1 protein-coding gene is annotated in these 844 nt (G+C 63.7%); it reads right to left on the bottom strand.

Annotation, left to right across the window (positions count from 1 at the left end; translation table 11 throughout):
* Positions 1 to 517: DUF222 domain-containing protein (locus tag ACY5KJ_RS01095; RefSeq protein WP_462202543.1), on the bottom strand; the 517-nt coding region annotated here is incomplete at its 3' end.
* Positions 518 to 844 lie beyond the last annotated feature (327 nt).

The raw sequence follows: 844 nt of genomic DNA, 5'->3' as shown, positions 1-844 counted from the left end.
TAGGCCTGTGGAGGGTTCGAAACGCGCAAGTTATTTCATTTCGACTCCCCTGAGGGTCTACCACCACCACACGCCGTCGCACGGCGGCCGCGAACGCTGCGTGGCTTGGCCGCCCACCCCGGCGCAGAACCGTCTCCGCCACGTCCGCGGCTTGGCTGTCCGACAGGTTGGCCGTCAGTCGTTCCAGCACGGCCAGCCGCTGGGAATCCAACTCACCATGTTCAAGAGCAGTCAGCGCGGCCGGCATGCGGCGGACGACGCCGACCGCGAAACCCAACTGCTTGTTTCCCGACGCTGATGATATTCTCAGCTCGGCAGCCAGTTCGTCTCCCGCGAACTCGTGAAATCCCCTGGCAGCCCCGCTCTCATCCTCTTCCGTGGGCGGCCGTAGCTGCGCGAACCTCGCTCTCACGAGCAGCCGTGCCGCCTCCCAGCGTGCGATCTCCCGACCGATCGCCACATCCGCTCGGAGACATCCGTCCGCGTCGAATTCAGCTACACGACGACCATAAACCATCGATGAGTCCAGGCGACGGGAAAGAGAACCACTGTCGTCGACCCCGGTGTCGCGGGGGCCCAGGGCCTCTGCTTCCTCGCGCGGGCTGGACTCGTCCGAACTGGGCTTACCCGGACTGGACTGTGAGCCGGGCCGAAGCGATGAACTGGGTCTGGTCGCTGGATGCATCATGCCGCCTGTCATGGGCACTTGGAGGGAACGGTTGGATCTGTTGGCAGGAACCGCCGCCGATTCGCCCGAACACTCCGATCATCGAACATGTGTTCGAGTATAGTGCTCGCTGGCGCCGTTCATCAAGTCCAGCGTCTCATCAAGTCCAGCGTCTCA

The organism is Frankia sp. CcWB3, assembly GCF_977927595.1.
Note: the sequence above shows the minus strand (reverse complement) of the source record. Positions and strands in the feature narration are given on the sequence as shown.